Raw genomic sequence first — 22,157 nt, forward strand, 5'->3', positions numbered from 1 at the left:
ACCTCCTCGCGCCTGTATTTTTTTCTACACTCTGCCAAGGTGGGATTACTTGGGATTCAAATGAACAGGATAAATATGCGTGCAATAGCTGGTCTTATGCTGTGTTTATGCAGCGCCGCGGTGCGAGCCCAGGCGGATACGGCGCAAGCCACGGAGCCATCCGCTCAGGATGTCGCGGCGTCAGTCAATGTAAAGGGCATCCGGGACCCGGACTGGAAGCCCTACAGTGCCATGCTCAAGGGCGTCAAACGCTTCGAGGAAAAACATGGTCTGTCGCCTGGCGCGCAGCTGCGCTTCATCCTGGAACCGCGCCGTGCCGATGTCGACATGCACACCATCGCGCTGCGGCTGGAAAGCGACGAAGCGGCTATGGCCATACCGCTGGGGGAGCGCAATATCTTCACCTTGCCCGTCGAACAAGGGCCGCTATATGAAAAGGCCGAGCTGACCGTGAACCGCAAGGCGGGATCGGTCAGGTGGATTCCCTACGTCAGGAGCGCGGCGGCCAGCGACACCATCCGCCGCCTGGGCGACCTGCGGCTGGCGTGCGAAGTCCATTGGGCCATCGACAAGGACACCTTGCCTTTTGCGATGCGCACGGCGATGGGCGCATTGGGCGGACCCTGCAATTTCGTGTCGCAAAAGGGAACCTACAGCTTTTCCGAACCGCGGCGCATCACGGCCGCGACCATCAGCTACAACGGCAAAAGCGCGCCCGTGCCCTTCAGCGGCTCGTCGTTTACGCCGCCGCTGCGGGAGCAGGACTGGAGCGATGACAGCGTTGTCGAGCTGACGTTCGACAATGAACAAGCTGCGCGGTGATTACTTCACCCGCTGCTTCTCCAGCTTCCTCGCCAGCGTACGCCGGTGCATGCCAAGGCGGCGGGCCGTTTCCGAGATATTGAAATCCGTCTCGGCCAGCATTTCGTGGATACGTTCCCATTCCAGGGTCTTGATGTTGGTGGCGCGGTTCGTCAGTTCGATGTCGGCATTGCCGGCCACGTGGCCGAAGGCCGCTTCGATGTCGTCCGTGTTCGACGGTTTCGCCAGGTACTGGCAGGCACCCAGCTTGATGGCTTCGACGGCCGTGCCGATGCTGGCGTAGCCGGTCAGCACGACGATCAGCATGTCCGGGTCATGCTGGTGCAGCATCTGCACGCAGGCCAGGCCCGAGGTGTTCCCATTTAACTTCAGGTCGACGACGGCGTAGTCGGGACAATGCTGTTCCAGCAAGGCGCTCGCTTCGTCGAAATTGGTGGCCAGGATGACCTGGTAGCCGCGCCGTTCGAACGAGCGGCCCAGGGTGCGGGCAAACGCGGCGTCGTCTTCCACGATCAGTAACAGACGGTCATCCTGCATGGTGGTCGCTTTCTCTTTCCAGTTTGATGGCCGCCAGCGGCAAGGCCAGGTGCACCACCGCCCCGCCCTGCACCCGGTTGCGTGCCGTCACTGTGCCGCCCAGGGTACGCGCGACATTGACCACCAGGAACAAACCGAGGCCGCCGCCGGGCTTGCCCTTGCTGCTTTGATACGGCTTGCCCAGGTGCGTCAGCATCGACGGCTCGAAGCCGGGGCCCGCATCGGTAATGACCAGGTGCAAGGCATCCGCTTCGCGCGTCGCTTCGAAACGCAGCCACTCGGGCGACGCTTCCAGCGCATTGTCGAGCACATTGCAAATGGTTTGTTTCAGGGTCGAATCGAAGACGACGGGCACGTCGTGCTCGATGCGGTTATCGTACTCGAAACCCTGGATCGGGCGGCTGGTGCGCCACTCGTCGACCAGGTCGTTGAGGAAGGTATTGATCGTCGTTTTTACGGAAGATTCGCCGCGCGCCTCGCCCGCCGACAATAAAATGCCGCTGACGATGCTCTTGCAGCGCTGCAACTGGGCCTGCATTTCCGTGATTTCTTCCAGCAATTCGCTGTTCTTGCTCAGTTCCGGCATGCGGCGCCAGTCGCCGAGGATGACGGAGAGTGTTGCCAGCGGCGTGCCCAGCTCGTGCGCGGCGCCCGAAGCCAGCAAGCCCATGCGGATGATGTGCTCTTCTTCCGCCGCGCGCTGGCGCAAATCCGCCACCTTGGCGTCGCCGGCGCGCTGGTTGCGGTTGATACGCGTGATGAACACCACGAGCAAGGCCGCGTTCAGGATGAAACAGATCAGCAAGCCCTGCACGTACAGGCTGGAAAAGCCCCGCTCGGGGTCGATCGGCAGAATCAGGGGGCCGGGCAGCAAGGCCAGGCCGGCCAGGCACAGGCTCGTAATGGCTACCATGATCCAGGTCGACCACACTTCCAGCAGCACGGCGCTGAGGATGACTTGCAGTAAATACAGGAAGGCAAACGGATTGCTGATGCCGCCACTCAGGTAGAGCTGCGCCGTCAGCACGGTGACGTCGACCAGCAGGGCAAGGAACAACGCCGTGTTGGAGACGGGCTGGCGTTCATGCCAGCGCAGCAGGCTGGCAAGGTTAAAAGCGATGAGGCAGGACAGCACTTCGAGCATGTAGGGCACGGGCAAGGCGATGCCCAGTCCCACGCCCACGCCGAAGATGGTGCTGATCTGGCCGATCACGGCCAGCCAGCGCAGCTGGATCAGCAGCTTCATGTTCTGGTGGCCGGCCGGATGTTCCATCTCGGCCGCCACCGTACCGCGTTCTAACACTTCGCGGTTGGGCAGGATTTCAATCCTGCCCGGCATGGTCACTCTCTTGCGTGCCGGCGCGACGGCGCGCGCGGCGGCGCTTGTCTTCGCGCACGATCCACCACGTGATGCCGGCCACCATCAGGGCCAGCGCGAACCACGTCAGGGCGTACACGAGGTGGTTGTTGTGGAAGGAAATCACGGTCAGGCCGCCGACGGGCGCGTCGCTGGCCGTTTCCGATTTTGCCTTCGCGTCGACAAAATATGGCGCCACATTGGTCAGCATGTGCGAAGCGCCGATGGCGGCCACGTCGCGCGAATACCAGTGCTGCGTGGCAGGACTGTTTTCGCGCAAGAAACCGCCGCCCGTCTCGCTGACGCGCAGCAAGCCGTCGACGTGCACGATGCCGGCCGGCGTGCTGGCGGCGATGCCTTCGCGTTTCGGCACGAAGCCGCGGTTGACCAGCACGGTGCTGCCATCGGCCAGACGCAATGGCGTCATCAGCCAGTAACCGCTGCCCAGTGCCGTCGTTGCTTGCACCAGGGTATTGAAAATGGGGAGATAGGTACCGGAGAGTCGCACATGGCGGTATTCGTCCGTTTGCTGCGTGATGCTGGCCCAGGCTGCGGGTCCAGGTGCGTCCGTTGCGGGCGCATGTACGCGTTGTTCGACGCGCTCGATCAGGTCAAGCTTCCAGAACAGGCGCTTGACTTGCCAGGTGCCCAAGGCACAGAAACCGGCAAACAAGATCCCCGCCAGCAAGGCTAATGCGTAGCGCACAGCCATGCCGCGTGGGCCTGGCGCGGCATCTTGCGATGCGGCGCCAGGGGCGCGCCCGGTGTTGCTTGGGCGCGTATTACTCATCATGGAGCCGTTTTCGTATGCATGTACTCAGGCATCAGATCCGGCATCATGTTGTGGTTCATGTGGTACATGACCCACAGGGAACCGGCCATGGCAATGCCCACGATCATGATGGTGAAGATCAGCGCCATCATGTTCCAGCCGCCTTCGGACTTGGTGTTCATATGCAGGAAGTACACCATGTGTACCACCACTTGAACAGCCGCGAACGCCAGCAGGACCAGGCCCATGGTGCCCGAGTTGGTGATGGCTTTCGTCATCACCAGCCAGAACGGAATGGCCGTCAGGATCACCGACAGGATGAAACCGATCGTGTAGCTTTTCAGGCTGCCATGATCGTGGTTGTCATGGTGGTGGCTATCGCCGTGTGTGTGGTGGTCGCTCATGGCAGCACTCCCATCAGGTAGACAAAGGTGAAGACGCCGATCCAGATGACGTCCAGGAAGTGCCAGAACAGCGACAGGCACATCATGCGGCGGCCGTTTTCCGGGGTCAGGCCATGCTTGTTCAACTGGAACATCAAGGTCACGAGCCAGATCACGCCGAACGTCACGTGCAAGCCGTGGGTACCGACCAGCGCGAAGAACGACGACAGGAACGCGCTGCGCTGCGGACCGGCGCCTTCGTGGATCAGATGAATGAATTCATACATTTCCAGCGACAGGAAGGCCAGGCCGAACAGGCCCGTGATGCCCAGCCAGACCAGGGTGCTGCGCAATTGCTTGCGCTGCATGGCCAGCATGGCGAAACCGTAGGTGATCGACGACAGCAGCAGCATGGCCGTGTTGACGGCCACCAGCGGCAGGTCGAACAGCGCGGCGCCCGTCGGGCCGTCCGCGTAGCTGCGGCCGACCACGGCGTACGTGGCGAACAGACAGGCGAAGATCAGGCAATCGCTCATCAGGTAGAGCCAGAAACCCAGCAAGCTGCCGTTTTCCGGGTGGTGCTCGCGCACAAAGTAGCTGCGCGTGCTTGGTGCGGCGCCAGCGGCGCCGGTGTTATGGGCGATGGTATCAGACATGGCTGCTCAGCAATTTAGTATAAGCGTCTTCGGTACGGACCACTTCTTCCGCAGGAATGTAGTAATCGCGCTTGTAGTTAAAGGTATGGACGATGATGGTAATCATCATGATCACGAAGCCAATGCTGGCGACGAGCCACATTTGCCAGATCAGGCCAAAACCGACCAGTGCGGACAGTGCTGCGATCACGAAACCAGCCCAGGTGTTCTTCGGCATGTGGATCTTCGTGAAACCGGACGTCGGACGCTGGTAACCGTGTTTCTTCATGTCAGTCCATGCATCGAGTTCGTGCACTTGTGGCGTGAAGGCGAAATTATAGTCTGGCGGTGGCGACGACGTCGACCATTCCAGCGTACGGCCACCCCATGGGTCACCGGTCACGTCGCGCAGGGCGTGACGGTTGCGGTAGCTGACGAAGAACTGGATCAGCATGGAAGCGATACCCAGTGCGATCGAGACGGCGCCAAACCAGGCGATGATGGTCCAGATTTGCAACGATGGATCTTCGAAGTGGTTGACACGGCGGGTCACGCCCATCAGGCCCAGCACGTACAGCGGCATGAAGGCCAGGTAGAAGCCGACGAACCAGAACCAGAACGAGCACTTGCCCCAGAACACATCGAGCTTGTAGCCGAAGGCTTTCGGGTACCAGTAGTTAATCGCCGCGAAGACACCGAAGACCACGCCGCCGATAATCACGTTATGGAAGTGGGCGATCAGGAACAGGCTGTTGTGCAGCACGAAGTCAGCTGGTGGTACTGCCAGCAATACGCCGGTCATGCCGCCGATGGTGAAGGTAACCATGAAGCCGATCGTCCACAGCATGGGCAGTTCAAAGCGGATGCGGCCGCGGTACATGGTAAACAGCCAGTTGAAGATCTTCGCGCCCGTCGGGATCGAAATGATCATCGTCGTGATGCCGAAGAAGGAGTTGACGCTGGCGCCCGAACCCATGGTGAAGAAGTGATGCAGCCATACCAGGTACGACAGGATCATGATGACGCAGGTGGCGTACACCATCGAGGCGTAGCCGAACAAACGCTTGCTGCAGAACGTGGCGACGACTTCCGAGAACACGCCGAACAGCGGCAGGATCAGGATGTACACCTCAGGGTGGCCCCAGATCCAGATCAGGTTGACGTACATCATGGCGTTGCCGCCCAGTTCCGTCGTGAAGAAGTTAAAGCCCGCAACGCGGTCCAGCGACAACATGGCCAGTACGGCCGTCAGTACCGGGAAAGCGGCGACGATCAGGATGTTGGTGCACAGTGCGGTCCAGGTGAAGATCGGCATGCGCATCCAGGTCATGCCCGGCGCGCGCATCTTGACGATGGTGGCGATCAGGTTGACACCGGACAATAGCGTCCCGACCCCGGCAATCTGCAAGGACCAGATGTAATAATCTACCCCCACGTCCGGACTGCCGACGATGCCCGACAGCGGTGGATAGGCCAGCCAGCCCGTGCGGGCGAATTCGCCGACGAACAGCGAAGCCATGACCAGGGCGGCGCCCATGGTGGTCATCCAGAAGCTGAAGTTGTTAAGGAATGGGAAAGCCACGTCGCGCGCGCCGATTTGCAGCGGCACCACGTAGTTCATCAGACCCGTCACGAAAGGCATCGCGACGAAGAAGATCATGATCACGCCGTGGGCGGTGAAGATCTGATCGTAGTGATGCGGTGGCAGGAAGCCGGCATTGTCGCCAAAGGCGACAGCCTGCTGGGTACGCATCATCAGCGCGTCGGCAAAGCCGCGCAGCAGCATGACGAGGCCCAGGATCATGTACATGATACCGATTTTTTTATGGTCGATACTGGTGATCCAGTCGCGCCACAGGGTACCCCAGACGCGGAAATACGTCAGTGCCGCAACGAGTGCGATACCGCCCAGGGCAACCATGGCAAAGGTCACCAGCAGGATAGGTTCGTGAAATGGAATTGCATCCCAAGTCAGACGGCCGAATATAAGCTTCGTCAGATCAATATGGTCTAGCATTGTTACTCTCAGAGAAAAAAGGGAGGCGCCAGGCAAACGGCGCCAGTATCTGCAGCGCAATGCGCTGCGGGATTCATGCAGTTGTTACTTGGCTTGAACGCCCTTTTCAACCACTGCATCGCTAGCGACTACTGCCGTTACGGCCGCTACCGGGCTATTTGCCATCGTCAACTTATATGGCTGGACCGGCGTCACGCACAGGGCGTCGGAAACGATGGTGCGGTTCAGGATTGCCTTGTACAGGTCGTTAGGCACGGCGCTGTAGCGGCGGACCGGGTCGCGTTCGCTAGGCTGAGCCAGCGACAGGTAGTCGTCGCGGTTCAGCGCGCCGCCACCGGCACGTGCCGATTCCACCCATTTGTCGAAGTCCGCATCATTGACACCGTGGAACTTGAAGCGCATGCCCGAGAAACCGGCACCGCTGTAGTTCGCGGAGAAGCCCTTGTAGACACCAGGCTTGTTGATGACGGCATTCAACTGCGTTTCCATGCCCGGCATGGCGTAGATCTGACCTGCCAGTGCGGGGATGAAGAACGAGTTCATGACGGACGACGCGGTGATCTTGAAGCGGATTGGACGATCAACAGGCGCGTACAGTTCATTCACGGAAGCGATGCCTTGCTCCGGGTAGATGAACAGCCATTTCCAGTCCAGGGCCACGACTTCGACGATCATCGGCTTGTGGCTGGCAGGAATAGGACGGTTGGCGTCGATACGGCTCAATGGGCGGTATGGATCGAGGGTGTGGGTGCTGATCCAGGTCAGCAGGCCCAGCACGATAATGATCAACAGGGGCGCGCCCCAGATAATCAGCTCGAGGCGAGTCGAGTGGTCCCAGTCCGGCTCGTATTTGGCCGCGGTATTGTTTTTTCTATAGCGCCATGCAAAAAGCAGGGTCAGGGCGATTACCGGAACGATAATCAACAGCATCAGCAATGTCGAGATGACAATCAGATTGCCTTGCTGAACTGCGATGTCACCAGACGCATTCAGTACCACCGTATTGCAACCAGCCAACAATGCGAGAGGTAAAAGAAGCAGTCCGCGACGAACTTTTAATGAAAACATACAGGAAAGTCCAGTACAGGGGATGAAGATATGGTACTGTATTCTCACTGGAGCGCGTTGGCAATTGGACGTTTTGTCCACCCCCTTGCTCGGATTTTCACTGGATGATTGCGGAGTTTTCCTACAGCTATCCATTGAATAGTCCTACTCCGGGCGTGAGACACCCGGGGTATGTTACGCGTTGGCCGAACTCGAAACTATATTGGAGACGATCATCATGTCCAGCACGCGCATACACAGCGGGGATGTACCCGCCGACTTTTCCCCCCACTCCCTGCGCGACGCACGCGGGGCCGGCACGGTCGAATCGCATATCGACCCCGGTGAGATCGCCGTCGGCGTGATCATCGGCCGCGCTTCCGAATACTTTGACTTCTTTGTCTACGCCATCGCCTCGGTGCTGGTGTTTCCACGCGTCTTCTTCCCGTTTGAAGAACGCCTGGAGGGTACATTATATGCATTCCTGATTTTCTCGTTTGCCTTCATCGCCCGTCCTTTCGGCACCGTGATCTTCATGGAGATCCAGCGCCGCATGGGACGCAGCGCCAAACTGACGTTCGCCCTCTTCCTGCTGGGCGTGTCGACGGCCGGCATCGCTTTCCTGCCGACCTATTCCCACCTGGGCTTTGCCGCCATCATCTGGCTGTCCGTACTGCGCATCGGCCAGGGCGTGGCGCTGGGCGGTTCGTGGGATGGCCTGCCATCGCTGCTGGCTCTGAACGCGCCGGAAAACAAGCGCGGCTGGTACGCCATGCTGGGTCAGCTGGGCGCACCGACCGGCTTCCTGATCGCCGCCGGCCTGTTCTGGTTCATGCTGACCACCCTGACGGATGAAGACTTCCTCGACTGGGGCTGGCGCTATCCTTTCTATGTGGCTTTCGCCATCAACGTGGTAGCCCTGTTTGCCCGTCTGCGCCTCGTGTCGACGAATGAATATGCGCGCCTGCTCGACGAACGCGAACTGCAGCCCGTGAGCGTGTTTGAAATGAGCCGAGGCCAGGGCCGCAACGTGCTGATCGGCGCCCTCGCCGCTTTGGCCAGCTACGCGCTGTTCCACCTCGTCACCGTGTTCCCGCTGTCGTGGATTTCCGTCTACCAGACGCGTTCGGCTTCTGACTTCCTGCAAATCCAGATGCTGGGCGCCGTGCTGGCCGCCGTCGGCGTGGTGATTTCCGGCGTGCTGGCCGATAAAGTGGGCCGCCGCACCACCCTGGGCGTGCTGGCTGTGCTGATCGCCATCTTCAGCGCCTTCGTGCCGACCCTGATGGGTGGCGGCAATACGGGCCAGGACGTCTTCATCCTCGTCGGCTTCAGCCTGCTGGGCTTGTCCTACGGCCAGGCAGCCGGCGCCGTGACGGCCAACTTCCCTGCCCGCTTCCGCTACACGGGCGCGGCCCTGACGTCCGACCTGGCCTGGCTGGTCGGCGCCGGCTTCGCACCGCTGGTGGCGCTGGGCCTGTCGGCCAACTTCGGCCTCGCCTATGTCAGCTTCTACCTGCTGTCTGGTGCCGTCGCTTCGCTGGCCGCCCTGAGCCTGAACCGGGCGCTGGAAATCCGCGACTGACATATAGACTGACATACATATAGAGGCAATCCGGGTGGCAGCGCGCCGCCATCCGGAACACCCCAGAAACGCCGGCACCGTCCGGCGTTTTTTCGTAGGTCGGCTTAGCCCGCAGGGCGTAAGCCGACAGGCGCCGCCACGAAGATTGTCAGATTACGCTGCGCTAATCTGACCTACGCAGCTAAAACTGACATATATATAGAGAGACAATCCGGGTGGCAGCGCCCCGCCACCCGGAACACCCCAGAAACGCCGGCACCGTCCGGCGTTTTTTCGTAGGTCGGTTTAGCCCGCAGGGCGTAAGCCGACAGGCGCCGCCACGAAGATTGTCAGATTACGCTGCGCTAATCTGACCTACGCAGCTAAAACTTGACATATATATAGAGAGGCAATCCGGGTGGCAGCGCCCCGCCACCCGGAACACCCCAGGAAACGCCGGCACCGTCCGGCGTTTTTTCGTAGGTCGGTTTAGCCCGCAGGGCGTAAGCCGACAGGCGCCGCCACGAAGATTGTCAGATTACTCTGCGCTAATCTGACCTACGCAGCTAAAACCCGGCACGGCTCACTGTATCGACAGTTGCCGCCCACCCGTGCCTTCCTTCTTCGGCAAGTCCAGCAGCAGCACGCCATTTTCATAGCGGGCTTGCGCGCCGGCCTCGTCCACCTCGTGCGGCAGCACGAAACTGCGGTACTGCTGGCCGTACTCGCGTTCGCTGCGCACGGTCTTGCCGCCGCCGTCGCGCGTCACTCTTTCATCCTTGAGCTCGGCGCTGATGGAGACGCGGTTGCCGTCGATGGAGACCTTGATATCGTCCTTGTTGACGCCGGGAATATCCGCCTGCACCTGATAAGCTTGTTCGGTTTCGGAAATATCGACACGCATGCGTGCCGAACCGCCATCGCGCAAGCGCAAGGCGGGCGCGAAAAAGTCGTGCATGAATTCTTCCATGTCGCTGAACGGGTCGAAACGTGCCAGCGGGTTTTGCGGATCGCGACGGATCAGTTGATTAGCCATGATGTCCTCCTGCATGGGCTGGTTTGCACACGGCGGCCGTCTGCTTGGACGTCGCCACCTCCTGCATCTTAGGATGTCAACAACCAATCTCTTTGATCTGCCTCAATCGTGGCCACCTTGATTTTTCCTCTACTTTCATCTGTGCGCTACCCCGCATTGCACTAGCTTGCGCCTGCGAAAAATGTCCCAAGGCTGTTATGCTAGCGCACGCTATGCTTGACCATCAGAAATCTTGCATTTCAATTAAAATTGATTTTTTCGCGACAGCCTTACACGGACATGATGAATACCAAGACCCCGATCGACTCCTTCAGCTTTCGCCGCATCCTCGCCCGCAACGTGACCTTGCCGCTGGTCATCGGGGTCGTCACGGCCCTCGTGTTCGTCGCCTTGATCGCCTACCTGCTCTCGGCCCTGCGCTCTGTCGAGCATTCAGAACGGGTGATCGGCAACGCGAATGAAGTCATGAAGCTGTCGGTCGACCTGGAAACGGGCATGCGCGGCTATTTGCTGACGGGCGATGAAACGTTTTTGGCGCCATATAAATCGGGCAAGGCCAAGATCGCCGTGGAAATGACCACCCTGCTGGACCTGGTATCCGACAGCCCCATCCAGGTGGACCGCTTGCGCCGCATCCGCGCGCTGCAAGGCCAGTGGCTCGATTACGCCGAAGGCGTGATCGCCCAGCGCCGCAACAACCAGGAATTCCTTGCGCGCGTGCGCCAGGGCGAAGGCAAGCTGGAGTTTGACGAAATCCGCCGCGAATTCCTCGCCTTCCTGTCCATGGAACAGCGGCTGCGCCAGGAACGGGCCGATACGGCCGAAAGCCGCACCATGCTGGCCGTGGTCGTGTTCCTCATCCTCAGCCTGGGATTGTCGGGCTTGCTCGCCTACTTGGGCCGGCGCGAACTGCTGCGCCTGTCCGATATCTACAACGATGCGCTCGAGCAGCGTGGCAGGGACAACGATGTGCTGCAGGAGCAAGCGTGGCTGCGCACGGGGCAGACGGAACTGGCGGCCCACACGAGCGGCCAGCTGGGCCTGCCGCAACTGGGACGGCACGTGCTGGATTTCCTCGCCCACCGCCTCGACGTGGCCATCGCTACTCTGTACGTCGTCGACGAAGATGGCAGCCTGCGCCGCACGGCCGTGTACGGTTTCAACGAACAGGGCGTCAAGGAAAAGCAGGTGTTCAAGCTGGGCGAAGGCCTGGTGGGCGAGACGGCCCGCGAAAAGCGCCTCAAGCATGTGCAGCAAGTGCCCGAGAATTACCTGACCGTGACGTCGAGCCTGGGCCGTGGTGCGCCGCTGGAACTGGTCCTGGCGCCCGTCAACAATGAAGGCGTCGTCAACGGCGTCATCGAACTGGGCTTTACGCATCCCGTCAGCGCCCGCGCCAAGGAATGGCTGAACCTGATTGCCGCGAACGTCGGCACCTCGCTGGAAGCGGCCCTGTACCGCCAGCGCCTGCAAAATGTGCTCGAAGAAACCCAGCAACTGAATGAAGAACTGGAAGTGCAGCAGGAAGAACTGCGCACGGCCAATGAAGAGCTGGGCGAACAGTCGCGCGTGCTGGAACAGTCGCAAGCCCACCTGGAAGAGCAAAAGGCGGCGCTCGAGCAGTCGAACGGGCAACTGGCCGTGCAGGCGCTGTCGCTGGACCAGAAAAACATGGCCATCGTCCAGGCGCACGCCCAGCTGGAAGCGCGCGCGGAAGAGCTGCAGCGGGCCAGCCGCTACAAGTCCGAATTCTTGGCGAACATGTCGCACGAGCTGCGCACGCCACTGAACAGCTCGCTGATCCTGTCCAAGCTGCTGTCGGACAACACCAGCGGCAACCTGACGCCGGAGCAAGTGACGTTTGCGCAAACCATCTATTCGGCCGGCAACGATCTACTCACCCTCATCAACGATATCCTCGACATTTCCAAGGTCGAGGCAGGCAAGCTGGAATTGACCCCGGAAGCCGTGCCTTTCGACGAACTGCTCAGCAGCATGAAGATGCTGTTCGGCGCCCAGGCGCAGCAAAAGAAACTCATTTTGAGCGTCAAGGTGGCGCCGGACTCTCCGCCGTCGCTCGTCAGCGACCGCCAGCGCCTCGAGCAAATCCTGAAAAACCTGCTGTCGAACGCCATCAAGTTTACGGATACGGGTACCGTCAGCTTGCACGTGAGCAGCGGCGCGGACGGCCAGGTGCGCTTCCAGGTGCAGGATTCGGGCATCGGCATTGCCGACGACCAGCAGCACAAGATTTTCGACGCCTTCCATCAGGCCGACGGCACCACCAGCCGCCGCTATGGCGGCACGGGCCTGGGCCTGTCGATTTCGCGCGACCTGGCCACCTTGCTGGGCGGCAGTATCGAGCTGGCCAGCACGCCAGGCCAGGGCAGTATGTTTACATTGGTGCTGCCGGCCGTCATGCCGGAGCGCGCCGTGGAAGCGGAGCCGGCCCCGGCCGCAGTGCCGCAAGCACCCGCAAAAATCGCGGCCGCCGCGCCCAAGGCCGCGCCCGCCGCCAAGCCCGTGCCGCTGCCCACCTTCCAGGATGACCGCGACAGCGTGCCCGCCGTCAAGACGGGCCAGCGTTCCGTGCTGGTGATCGAGGATGAACCGTCGTTTGCCGGCATCCTGTTCGACCTCGCGCATGAAATGCAATACCGCTGCCTGGTGGCGCACGGCGCCGACGAAGGCTTGCGCCTGGCCGAGGAATTCCTGCCCGACGCCATCCTGCTCGACATGGGCTTGCCGGACCGTCCGGGCTTGCTGGTCTTGCAGCAGCTCAAGGAAAACCCGCTGACGCGCCACATTCCCGTGCACATCGTGTCCGGCAACGACCAGATCCAGGAAGCCATGCAGCTGGGCGCCATCGGCTACGCCACCAAGCCGCGCACGCGCGAGCAATTGAAGGAAGTGTTCCGCAAGCTCGAGTCGAAATTCACGCAGCAGATGAAACGCATCCTGCTGGTCGAGGACGACGAACGCCAGCGCGAAAGCGTGGTGCACCTGATCAGCGACGACGACGTGGAAATCACGGCCGTGGCCCTGGGCGAGCAGGCGCTGGAATTGCTCAAAACGCAGATTTTCGACTGCATGATCATCGACTTGAAGCTGCCCGATATCCAGGGCAACGAATTGCTCGAACGCATGGAGCATGAAGAACTGTGCTCGTTCCCGCCCGTCATCGTCTACACGGGCCGCAACCTGAGCCGCGAGGAAGAAGCGGACCTGATGAAGTATTCACGCTCCATCATCATCAAGGGTGCCCGTTCGCCCGAACGCCTGCTCGACGAAGTCACCCTCTTCCTGCACAAGGTGGAATCCGAACTGTCGAGCGAGCGCCAGGGCATGCTGCAGCAGGTGCGCAGCCGCGAACGCGTATTCGAGGGGCGCAAGATCTTGCTCGTGGACGACGACGTGCGCAATATCTTTGCCCTCACCAATGCGCTGGAACAGCGAGGCGTGGTGGTGGAAATCGGCCGCAACGGCTTCGAAGCCATCAGCAAGCTCAACAGCGTGGACGATATCGACCTCGTGCTGATGGATGTCATGATGCCGGGCATGGATGGGCTGGAAGCGACGCGTTTGATCCGCGCCGATGGCCGTTACAACAAGCTGCCGATTATCGCCATCACGGCCAAGGCCATGAAGAATGACCAGGAAGAATGCCTGCAGGCGGGCGCGTCCGACTATCTGGCCAAGCCGATCGACCTCGATCGGTTGTATTCGCTGCTGCGCGTGTGGATGCCGAAGATGGAACGCATCTGATGTCCCAGCGCACCACGGACGCGCAACTGCACGCGCTGATGGAAGCGCTGTACCAGCGTTACAGCTATGATTTTCGCGACTACTCCCTGCCCTCGCAACGGCGGCGCCTCAATCATGCGCTCGACCGTTTGCATTGTGCAGATGTGCCTGCCCTGCAGCAGCGCGTGCTGGACGACCCGTCCGCCTTTGGCGACCTGCTGCAGATTTTGACCGTGCCCGTCACGCAAATGTTCCGCGACCCGGCATTTTTCCGCGCCTTGCGCGAACACGTGGTGCCCGTGCTGAAAACCTACCCGTCGCCGACGATCTGGGTGGCCGGCTGCTGCACGGGGGAAGAAGCGCTGTCGCTGGCCATCGTGCTGCACGAGGAAGGTTTGCTCGAGCGCAGCACGATTTACGCCACAGACATCAATCCCCAAGCGCTGGCCACGGCCGCGCGCGGCGCGTATCCGCTGCACCGGCTTGAAGAATATGGCGCCAACTACCTGGCCGCGGGCGGCCTGGGCCAACTGGCCGACTATTACACGGTCGAGCATGCCACGACGCGGTTCCAGCAGGGTCTGCTCGACAAGATCAACTTTGCCGACCACAGCCTGTCCACGGACAGCGTGTTTATTGAAACGCAATTAATTTTGTGCCGTAACGTCTTGATTTACTTTAATAAAACCTTGCAGGAGCGAGCCTTGGGCCTGTTCCAGGACTCGCTATGCCACCGGGGTTTCCTGGGCCTGGGCAGCAAGGAAAGCACGCATTTCACGCGCTTTGCCCCCGACTTCGAGCCATTGCCGGGTCCTGAAAAGCTCTACCGCAAGCGTGCGCCGTCGCACGCCGCTTCCCACTACGCTGGACGGCACATGCCAGGAATGAAACATGATGAATGAAACAAGCACCAAACTGCTGATCGTCGACGACTTGCCGGAAAACTTGCGCGCGCTCAACGCGCTGATCCGCGAGAGCGACCGCAGCGTCTACCAGGCCTCGTCCGGCGAAGAAGCGCTGGCCCTGCTGCTCGAGCACGATTTCGCGCTGGCCATCCTCGACGTGCAAATGCCGGAGATGGATGGTTTTGAGCTGGCGCAATTGATGCGCGGCACGGAAAAGACGCGCCACATCCCCATCGTCTTCGTCACGGCGGCTGGCAAGGAAATGAATTTCGCCTTCCAGGGCTATGAAAGCGGCGCCGTCGACTTCCTGCACAAGCCGCTCGACATCAATGCCGTGCAAAGCAAGGTCAATGTCTTCGTTGCCCTGCACCAGCAGCGCAGCGAGACGCGGCGACAGGTGCAGGCACTCGAGCACAGCCGCCAGCAGCAGGAAGCGCTGCTGAAGGAATTGCGCGCCACGCAGGCTGAACTGCAGCGCTCGCTGCGCCTGCGCGATGAATTCATGTCCATGGTGGCGCACGAACTGCGCACGCCGTTGAATACGCTGTTCCTGGAAACGCAGATGCGCACCGTTAACCTGGAACGGGGCAACCTGGCCGCCTTCGAGCCGGACAAGCTGGGCAAGATGGTGGCACGCGACGGGCGGCAAATCCGCAGCATGGTGCGCCTGATCGACGACATGCTCGACGTATCGCGCATCACCAGCGGCAAGCTGTCGATCCGCCGCGAAGCCGTCGACCTGACCTGCCTGGTGCGCCGCGTGGCGGACGACCTGGGCCCGTATGCGGCCGCCACGGGCAGCGTACTGGAAGTGATGGCCTTCGAGCCCATCCACGGTTTCTGGGACGCCTTCCGCGTCGAGCAAATCGTTGTCAACCTGATCAGCAACGCCGTGCGCTACGGCCAGGGCCAGCCCGTGGAAATCAGCCTGGCGCACACGCAGAACAGCGCCGTCATCGAAGTGCGCGACCATGGCATCGGTATCAACGCACGCGACCAGGAACGCATTTTCGACGCGTTCGAGCGCGTCATGCACCAGGACCGCACGGGCGGACTGGGCCTGGGCCTGTTCATCACCAAGCAGCTGGTCGATGCGCATGGCGGCGCCATCACCCTGCAAAGCCAGCCCGGCAATGGCGCCCTGTTCAGCGTCACCCTGCCGCTGGCCGGCAGCTGAGGCCGGCATGACCAGCACCCCCGTCCCCCGCAGCCAGGCCGGCGCCAGCGGCGTCGCCTTTTTGCTGCAACTGGAACGCCGGCTGCGCCTGCTGCAAGACACGGGCGAGATTCTTTCCCTGTCGGCGCAGCTGCTGGGACAGCGCCTGGGCGCCCAGCAAGTGGCCTGTTTCGATATCGACCAGACCCTGCAGTGCCCCACCCTGCAGCATGCGTGGAGCGATGGACTGGCACCGGGCGCCGCCGGCGAGTATTTCCTCGGCGATTACGCGGCAGGTCTGGCCGATGCCCTTGCCGCCGGCCAGGCGCTCGCCGTCAGCGATGTGGCAAGCGACCCGCGCACAGCCATGCCGGCCGCGCTGGCCGCGTTCGCGCGCCTGGGCATCCGTGCCTTCCTGAACATTCCGATTGCCAAGGATGGCCAGCTGGAGGCCCTGTTCGTCGTACACAGCAGCGCGGCGCGCCTGTGGCATGCGGACGAGATCGAACTGGCCGTGCAAGTGTCGGAACGCGTCTGGTCGACCATTTTGCGGGCCCGGGCGGAATCGCGTTTGCGCGCCCTGACTGCCAGCATGGAAACGCAAGTGGCCGAGCGCACGCGCGAATTCGGCCGCACCTGGAACGTCAGCCCCGACTTGCTGGGCGTGCTCAACCTCGACGGCTATTTCGAACACTCGAACCCCGCCTGGCAAGCCACCCTGGGCTGGTCCAGGGAGGAAATCCGCACGACGAAATTCTTTGAACTGATCCACCCGGACGACTTGCCGCGCACCTATGCGGCCTGGGATGCTGCCAACCAGGGCCAGCCGGCACTGCGCTTCGAAAACCGCTACCGCCACAAGCTGGGCGGCTGGCACTGGCTGTCGTGGGTGGCCGTGCCCGAAGGCGAGAAGGTGTATTGCAGCGCGCGCGACATCACCGTGGAAAAGAAGCTGGAAGCGGACCTGGCCGCGCGCAACAGCGAGCGCGAGCGCCTGTGGCGCAGCGCGCAAGACCTGATGGTGGCCATCGATGCCGAAGGCTGCTTTGCCGCCGTCAACCCGGCCGCCGGCGCCATCCTGGGCTGGCTGCCCGAGGAAATGCTGGGCCGCAGCCTGTTCGACTTCGTAATGCCCGAAGATGCCGCCGCCACGCGCCAGGCGCTGGCGCAAGTGACGCAGGAGGCCCTGCCCAGCTTTGAAAACCGCTACCGGCACCGCGACGGCGGCCACCGCTGGCTGTCCTGGGTGGCGGCCATCGAAGGCGACCTGATTTTCGCCACCGGGCGCCACGTCACCTTGGAAAAGGAAGCGCAAAGCACCTTGCGCAGCATGCAGGAATCGTTGCGCCACAGCGAGATGGCCCTGCTGCAATCGCAAAAGCTCGAAGCGTTGGGCAAGCTGACGGGCGGCGTGGCCCACGATTTCAATAACGTGCTGCAAATTATCTCGGGCAATCTTCAGCTGCTGCAGCTGAGCCTGGATGACGACCCGCTGGCCGCCAAGCGCATCGCAAGCGCCTCGGCCGCCGTGGAACGGGGTGCCAAACTGTCGGCCCAGCTGCTGGCCTTTGCGCGGCGCCAGCCATTGAAACCGCTGGTGACGGACCTGGCGCAGCTGCTGCGCTCAACGGAAGAGCTGCTGCGGCGCGCCACCGGCGAAACCATCGAAACGCGCTGGCTGCTGGCCGACGACTGCTGGCGCGCCCTGGTCGACCCGCACCAGCTGGAAAACGTCATCCTCAACCTGGCCATCAATGCGCGCGACGCCATGGATGGCCAGGGCCAGCTGACCATCGAACTGAGCAACATCGTGCTGGGCAGCGACTACGCGGCCCGCCATGCGGACGTGGCGCCCGGCGACTACGTGCTGCTGGCCGTCTCGGATACGGGTACAGGCATTCCCGCCGAGCTGCTGGACAAGATTTTCGAGCCGTTCTTCACAACAAAGAAGGAAGGCGAAGGCACGGGCCTGGGCCTGTCCATGGCCTACGGCTTCCTGCGCCAGAGCGGCGGCCACCTGACGGTGGACAGCCTGCCTGGTCATGGCAGCACCTTCCGCATCTATCTGCCGCGCTCGCTTGAAGCGGAAACGGAACTGCCGCTGCAACTGGGCGGCCCCGTGCTGGGCGGCAAGGAAACCATCCTCGTCGTGGAAGACGACGTGCACGTGCAGACGACGGTGGTCGACATGTTGCGCGGCTTGGGTTACGTCGTGCTGCGCGCCAGCGATGGCGAAAGCGCGCTGGCCGTCATCGGCAGCGGCGTTCCCATCGACCTGCTGTTTACGGACGTGGTGATGCCAGGCAAGGTAGCCAGCACGGCGCTGGCGCGCCAGGCCCGCGTGCTGCTGCCGCAGCTGGCCGTGTTGTTTACCTCGGGCTACACGCAAGACGCCATGATGCAGGGCGGCCGATTGGAACCGGGTGTCGAGTTGTTGAGCAAGCCGTACCGGCGCGAAGACCTGGCGCGGCGCATCCGCCACCTGCTGGCCAATGGCCGCCACGTGACGGCCCTGCACCAGTACCGCGCGCAACTGGCGCCGCCGCAACCCCCACCCGCACAGCCGGCGGGACGACATATTTTATTGGTGGAAGACAATGCAGACGCGCGCGCCATGACGAGCGAATTGCTGGCCATGCTCGGTCATACTGTGCTGGCCGTGGGCACGGCCGAGGAAGCCTTGCCCCTGCTGGGCACGCCGGGACTGGACTTGCTGCTGACCGATATCAGCCTGCCGCGCATGTCGGGCGCCGAGCTGGCCGAACTGGCGGCGCGCGACTATCCGCAGCTGGAAGTGGTATTTTCCACCGGCCATGCACCGGCCAATTCCGGCGTGCTGGACCCGCAAGCGCGCTTCCTGGTGAAACCATTTACCGTCAAGCAATTGCAGCAAGCCTTGCTGGCGCCAGCCGAGTAAGCCACTAAGTTAGTAGACGTCGAGCCGGCGCGCCTTCAGTGCGCTGGCCAGCTCTTCCAGACCAAACGGCTTGCGCAGGAAACGGGCGCTGGCGTCCTGCATCAGGCTGGCGCCCCAGTCATGGCCGGAAGCAAACACCACGTCCAGCTGCGGCCAGTGCGCGCGCGCATGGCGCGCCAGTTCCAGGCCGGACATGGTGGGCAGGCTGATGTCCGTCACCAGCACGTCCAGGCCCGGCATGGCCAACAGCGGCATGGCCGCTTCCGCGCTGGCCACGCCGTGCACGGTGTGTCCCAGCATATTGAGCATTTCCGTCGTCATTTCACGCGCATCGTCATTGTCTTCCACCAGCAGGATGCGCCGCCCGGAAGGGTCGGGCGCGCCCACGAGGCGGCGGTCGGCCAGCAAATGGCGGATGCGCCGCGCCAGGTCTTCGCGCTGGTACGGTTTGCTCAACAGCTCCACGCCCGGGTCCAGCCGCCCACCCTGCATGATGGCGTTGTGCGTGTAGCCCGAGGTAAATAGCACGGCCAGCTCCGGCAGCAGCAGCCTGGCCTGCTGCGCCAGCTGCTTGCTGCTGACGGGGCCGGGCATGACCACGTCCGTAAACAGCAGATCGATGGCCACGCCCGTGCCCAGCAGGGCCAGGGCCGAGGCGCCGTCATCGGCATGCAGCACGTCGTAGCCTAGGCCGCGCAGCATGTCGACCACCGTGTGCTGCACGGGCGCATCGTCTTCCACGACGAGGATGGTCTCGCCACCGCCCAGCACGGGACCCGTCAGGCTCGGTGGCGGTTCGGCCAGTTTTTCCAGCGAACGGGGCAGATAAATCTTGAACGTCGTGCCGGCGCCCGGTGCGCTGTGCACCTTGATGTGGCCCGCGCTCTGGCGGATGAAGCCATACGCCATGGACAGCCCCAGGCCCGTGCCCTCGCCTTCGCGCTTGGTGGTGAAGAAGGGCTCGAAGATCTGGTCGATCACGTCGCGCTCCATGCCATGGCCTGTGTCGGTGATGGTCAGCAGCACGTATTGCCCCTCCAGCACGTCCGCATGCTGGCTGGCGTAGGCGGCGTCGAGCGTGACGTTGCTCAAGGTAAAAGTCAGGCGTCCGCCCTTGTCCATCGCATCGCGCGCGTTGATGGCCATGTTCAGCAGCACGTTTTCCATCTGGTTCGGGTCGACCAGCGTATGCCACAGGCCGTCGCTGATGAAGGTTTCCTCGGTAATCGCTTCGCCCAGCGCGCGGCGGATCAGCTCATGCATGCGGCGCAGCAAACGCCCCAGGTCCGTCACCAGCGGTTTCAACGGCTGGCGCCGCGCAAAGGCCAGCAGCTGCGACGCCAGCTTGGCGCCCCGGTCGACGGCCGAGGCGGCGGAATCGAGGCGGCGGGCCGCCTGCGGATTGTCGGCCACCGTCAGTTTCAGTAACTGCAAATTGCCGGAAATGATTTGCAGGACGTTATTGAAATCGTGGGCCACGCCGCCCGTCAGCTTGCCGATCGATTCCAGCTTTTGCGCCTGCAATAAAGCTTGCTCGCTGCGCACCAGCGCCAGCCGCGCCTCTTTTTCATCGGTGACGTCGCGGCCGATGGCATGGATCAGCTTTTGCGCCGGCACGGCCGTCCAGGAAATCCAGCGGTAGCCGCCATCGCGGCGCCGGTAGCGGTTTTCCATGCGCAAGGTGGGCGCGCCATGGGCCAGTCGCGACAAGTCCTGCAAGGCCGCCATGCGGTCATCGGGATGCACGAGGCTGATGAAGTCCATGCCCAGCGATTCGACTTCCGGGCGCTCGAGGATCTTGCTCCAGGCGGGATTGACGGCGATGATCATGCCGGACAGGTCCGCCACCAGCATGATGTCGGTCGACAGCCGCCACATGCGGTCGCGGTCGGCCGTGCGGTTGGCCATTTCCACTTCCAGCGAGGAATTCAGGTAGGCCATCTTTTCCAGCACGTTCTTCTGTTCCTGCACGTCCGTATTCGTGCCCACCCAGCGCAGCACCTTGCCCGCCTCGTCGAACAGGGGCAAGGCGCGCGCGAGGAACCAGCGGTAGGCGCCGTCGCTGGCGCGGCGCATGCGGAACTCCTGTTCATAGGCGCTGGCCGTGGCGACGGCCCGGTCCCAGCTTCTCTGCGTGGTCTGCACGTCGTCCGGATGCACGCAGTGGCGAAAACCGCTGGACACGAGCGACTTCATCGATTGTCCCGTGTATTCGCACACCTGTTCGTTGACCCAGTAGGTGGCGCCGCTGCCATGCGCCAGCCAGGCCTGGTTGGGCATGGTGGAAGCGAGCGAACGGAACTGCGCCTCGCTGTCGAGCAAGGCATTGCGCGCCTGCCAGTGTTCGTCGATATCCTCGCACGAGCCATACCATTTCACGGCCTGGCCGCGCTCGTCCCGCCGGCAATATGCGCGCGAATGCACCCAGCGGTACTGGCCATCCTGCCGGCGCACGCGCATTTCCTGGTCGAAAGGCTGGCCGCTGCCCACCGCTTCGCTCCAGGCCGCCAAGGAATGGGGAATGTCTTCGGGGTGGATGGCTTCCAGCCAGCTGGTGCCCAGGCCGTTGCCACCAGTCCATTCGCGCCAGCGCTGCGCGACATAGTCAAGCTTGCCGTCGATATCGGCCGTCCACAGCACTTGCGTGTTCAGTTCGATGGCGTAATGAAAATGTTCGCGGCTGTCGTGCAGCGCCTGTTCCAGCTGGCCCCGCTCGATGACATGCGCGGCCACGCGCGCGGCCAGCGCCAGCAGTTCGATCTCCGGTTGCGTGGGATGGCATGTCACCTGGAAAAACAGGCCCAGCACGCCCAGGATATGCCCCTTGGCGCCGAACACGGGGGCAACCCAGCAGGCGCGGTAGCCGTGCAGCAAGGCATCCTTGCGCCCCGCGCTCCAGTGTACGTCGCGCGTGATGTCGCCGCAATACACGGGCGCGCCGGAAAAGGCCGCCGTGCCGAACGGGGATGGCTGTTCGCCACCATGGCGCAAGGCCAGGCACAGGTCTTGTGGCAGGCTGGGCGCGGACAAGCCGCAAAAGCGGTCGGACTCGTCGATCAGCACGAGGCAGGCATGCGCGCCGCCGTCGGCCAGCGCTTGCAGCGCCAGCAACAAATGCTCCAATGCATGGGCCAGATCGGCGCCTGCCGCAATGCTGCCCAGCGCACTATGCTCGGCGTCCAGCAAGGAAAGAATGTTGTTTGCGTGCACCGTGTCGATAAGGGGAAAACTGATGCCCGGAATATACCATGGGGCAACCCTCTTG

At 62.3% G+C, this 22,157-nt stretch carries 15 protein-coding genes; 6 read left to right on the forward strand and 9 right to left on the reverse strand.

The features are described 5' to 3' along the window. Positions 1–231: 231 nt before the first annotated feature. Complete coding sequence (locus tag AC4BCN_RS16005) at positions 232–822, forward strand: hypothetical protein (RefSeq protein ID WP_490491212.1); 591 nt, start codon at positions 232–234, stop codon at positions 820–822. Here AC4BCN_RS16005 and AC4BCN_RS16010 read toward each other — a convergent pair whose 3' ends face one another. The 7 genes from AC4BCN_RS16010 to cyoA form a co-directional block, all read right to left on the reverse strand. Continuing rightward, positions 823–1,359, reverse strand: a complete 537-nt coding sequence (locus tag AC4BCN_RS16010) for a response regulator transcription factor (protein ID WP_034748067.1) — start codon at positions 1,357–1,359, stop codon at positions 823–825. After that, positions 1,349–2,698 carry an ATP-binding protein gene (locus AC4BCN_RS16015; protein WP_128141424.1) on the reverse strand — a complete coding sequence of 450 codons (1,350 nt, stop codon included), beginning with the start codon at positions 2,696–2,698 and terminating at the stop codon, positions 1,349–1,351. The genes AC4BCN_RS16010 and AC4BCN_RS16015 overlap by 11 nt, the downstream gene beginning before the upstream one ends. Further along, positions 2,682–3,509, reverse strand: coding sequence for an SURF1 family protein (locus AC4BCN_RS16020; RefSeq protein ID WP_128141423.1), 828 nt, complete (start codon positions 3,507–3,509; stop codon positions 2,682–2,684). Before AC4BCN_RS16020 ends, AC4BCN_RS16015 begins: the two co-directional genes overlap by 17 nt. Further along, the gene (cyoD, locus tag AC4BCN_RS16025; RefSeq protein WP_034748058.1) at positions 3,506–3,892 is read right to left on the reverse strand and encodes a cytochrome o ubiquinol oxidase subunit IV; all 387 of its coding nucleotides are present in this window, start codon (positions 3,890–3,892) and stop codon (positions 3,506–3,508) included. Before cyoD ends, AC4BCN_RS16020 begins: the two co-directional genes overlap by 4 nt. Beyond that, positions 3,889–4,527: a cytochrome o ubiquinol oxidase subunit III gene (gene cyoC, locus AC4BCN_RS16030; protein ID WP_034788486.1), complete on the reverse strand. Its 639-nt coding sequence runs from the start codon at positions 4,525–4,527 to the stop codon at positions 3,889–3,891. Before cyoC ends, cyoD begins: the two co-directional genes overlap by 4 nt. Next, positions 4,520–6,523 (reverse strand): cytochrome o ubiquinol oxidase subunit I, encoded by a 2,004-nt coding sequence (gene cyoB / locus AC4BCN_RS16035; RefSeq protein WP_490491214.1) that lies wholly within the window; start codon positions 6,521–6,523, stop codon positions 4,520–4,522. Before cyoB ends, cyoC begins: the two co-directional genes overlap by 8 nt. An 84-nt stretch (positions 6,524–6,607) precedes the next feature. Continuing rightward, complete coding sequence (gene cyoA / locus AC4BCN_RS16040; protein WP_046682726.1) at positions 6,608–7,591, reverse strand: ubiquinol oxidase subunit II; 984 nt, start codon at positions 7,589–7,591, stop codon at positions 6,608–6,610. Between the two features lie 217 nt (positions 7,592–7,808). Here cyoA and AC4BCN_RS16045 point away from each other — a divergent pair, with 217 nt between their 5' ends. After that, on the forward strand, positions 7,809–9,155 hold the full coding sequence (locus AC4BCN_RS16045) for an MFS transporter (RefSeq protein WP_485882682.1): 1,347 nt from the start codon (positions 7,809–7,811) through the stop codon (positions 9,153–9,155). A 562-nt stretch (positions 9,156–9,717) separates the two neighbouring features. On the opposite strand, the gene AC4BCN_RS16050 is transcribed toward AC4BCN_RS16045, so the two are convergent. Beyond that, entirely contained in the window at positions 9,718–10,170 is a 453-nt protein-coding gene (locus AC4BCN_RS16050) for an Hsp20/alpha crystallin family protein (protein ID WP_034748582.1), read from the reverse strand. A 282-nt stretch (positions 10,171–10,452) separates the two neighbouring features. Between AC4BCN_RS16050 and AC4BCN_RS16055 the strand changes: the two genes are divergently transcribed. Genes AC4BCN_RS16055 through AC4BCN_RS16070 form a run of 4 tightly spaced genes read left to right on the forward strand, consistent with a single transcriptional unit; the run spans position 10,453 to position 18,892 of the window. Further along, positions 10,453–13,935, forward strand: coding sequence for a response regulator (locus tag AC4BCN_RS16055; protein WP_490491215.1), 3,483 nt, complete (start codon positions 10,453–10,455; stop codon positions 13,933–13,935). Beyond that, positions 13,935–14,816, forward strand: a complete 882-nt coding sequence (locus AC4BCN_RS16060) for a CheR family methyltransferase (RefSeq protein WP_490491216.1) — start codon at positions 13,935–13,937, stop codon at positions 14,814–14,816. Before AC4BCN_RS16055 ends, AC4BCN_RS16060 begins: the two co-directional genes overlap by 1 nt. After that, the gene (locus AC4BCN_RS16065) at positions 14,806–15,996 is read left to right on the forward strand and encodes a hybrid sensor histidine kinase/response regulator (RefSeq protein ID WP_128143197.1); all 1,191 of its coding nucleotides are present in this window, start codon (positions 14,806–14,808) and stop codon (positions 15,994–15,996) included. Before AC4BCN_RS16060 ends, AC4BCN_RS16065 begins: the two co-directional genes overlap by 11 nt. Positions 15,997–16,003: 7 nt before the next feature. Beyond that, positions 16,004–18,892 (forward strand): hybrid sensor histidine kinase/response regulator, encoded by a 2,889-nt coding sequence (locus AC4BCN_RS16070; RefSeq protein ID WP_490491217.1) that lies wholly within the window; start codon positions 16,004–16,006, stop codon positions 18,890–18,892. A gap of 9 nt (positions 18,893–18,901) precedes the next feature. Here AC4BCN_RS16070 and AC4BCN_RS16075 read toward each other — a convergent pair whose 3' ends face one another. Next, complete coding sequence (locus tag AC4BCN_RS16075) at positions 18,902–22,102, reverse strand: PAS domain-containing protein (protein ID WP_490491218.1); 3,201 nt, start codon at positions 22,100–22,102, stop codon at positions 18,902–18,904. Between the last annotated feature and the right edge of the window lie 55 nt (positions 22,103–22,157).

The sequence above is a fragment of the Janthinobacterium sp. Bl 1 genome (assembly GCF_058215535.1).

Coding starts and splice junctions, on each gene's coding strand:
- AC4BCN_RS16005 (WP_490491212.1), top strand. CDS start 232: ATGCTCAAGGGCGTCAAACGCTTCGAGGAAAAACATGGTCTGTCGCCT.
- AC4BCN_RS16010 (WP_034748067.1), bottom strand. CDS start 1,359: ATGCAGGATGACCGTCTGTTACTGATCGTGGAAGACGACGCCGCGTTT.
- AC4BCN_RS16015 (WP_128141424.1), bottom strand. CDS start 2,698: ATGCCGGGCAGGATTGAAATCCTGCCCAACCGCGAAGTGTTAGAACGC.
- AC4BCN_RS16020 (WP_128141423.1), bottom strand. CDS start 3,509: ATGATGAGTAATACGCGCCCAAGCAACACCGGGCGCGCCCCTGGCGCC.
- cyoD (WP_034748058.1), bottom strand. CDS start 3,892: ATGAGCGACCACCACACACACGGCGATAGCCACCACCATGACAACCAC.
- cyoC (WP_034788486.1), bottom strand. CDS start 4,527: ATGTCTGATACCATCGCCCATAACACCGGCGCCGCTGGCGCCGCACCA.
- cyoB (WP_490491214.1), bottom strand. CDS start 6,523: ATGCTAGACCATATTGATCTGACGAAGCTTATATTCGGCCGTCTGACT.
- cyoA (WP_046682726.1), bottom strand. CDS start 7,591: ATGTTTTCATTAAAAGTTCGTCGCGGACTGCTTCTTTTACCTCTCGCA.
- AC4BCN_RS16045 (WP_485882682.1), top strand. CDS start 7,809: ATGTCCAGCACGCGCATACACAGCGGGGATGTACCCGCCGACTTTTCC.
- AC4BCN_RS16050 (WP_034748582.1), bottom strand. CDS start 10,170: ATGGCTAATCAACTGATCCGTCGCGATCCGCAAAACCCGCTGGCACGT.
- AC4BCN_RS16055 (WP_490491215.1), top strand. CDS start 10,453: ATGAATACCAAGACCCCGATCGACTCCTTCAGCTTTCGCCGCATCCTC.
- AC4BCN_RS16060 (WP_490491216.1), top strand. CDS start 13,935: ATGTCCCAGCGCACCACGGACGCGCAACTGCACGCGCTGATGGAAGCG.
- AC4BCN_RS16065 (WP_128143197.1), top strand. CDS start 14,806: ATGATGAATGAAACAAGCACCAAACTGCTGATCGTCGACGACTTGCCG.
- AC4BCN_RS16070 (WP_490491217.1), top strand. CDS start 16,004: ATGACCAGCACCCCCGTCCCCCGCAGCCAGGCCGGCGCCAGCGGCGTC.